Source organism: Rhodosalinus sp. FB01, from assembly GCF_041365715.1.
Taxonomy (GTDB): Bacteria; Pseudomonadota; Alphaproteobacteria; order Rhodobacterales; family Rhodobacteraceae; genus Rhodosalinus.
Genome location: NZ_JBGFSH010000079.1, coordinates 1 through 411, shown reverse-complemented (window position 1 = coordinate 411; position 411 = coordinate 1). Strand labels below are relative to the sequence as shown.

General features: G+C 70.6%; 1 protein-coding gene. It reads right to left on the bottom strand.

From position 1 onward, the window contains the following. A partial coding sequence (locus AB6A65_RS16665) for a response regulator (protein ID WP_371039499.1) occupies positions 1-411 on the bottom strand: 411 nt, incomplete at both ends.

Here is a 411-nt window from a genome sequence, read left to right as displayed (position 1 = left end):
GTTGAGCCGCCGCGCCGTCTCGGAGACGTTGCGATCGCAGAGCTCGTAAACCCGCTGGATATGCTCCCAGCGCACGCGGTCCGCGCTCATCGGGTTCTCGGGCGGCGGCGGCATGTCCTCGGTCATGGCGAGCAGCGCGTTCGTCACGTCGCCGGCATCGGCGGGCTTCGACAGGTAGTCGGTCGCGCCGGCCTTCACCGCGGCCACCGCCGTTGCGATGGCGCCGTAGCCCGTGAGCACGACGATCCGCGCATCGGGCCGCGCCTCGCGCAGTTGTTCCACGACGTCGAGGCCGTTGCCGTCCTCAAGCCGGAGGTCGATCACCGCGTAGGCCGGCGGATTGGTCGTCACGCGCGCCTTGCCGTCCGCGACGGAGCCCGCGATGTCCACGGCGAAGCCGCGCTTTTCCAT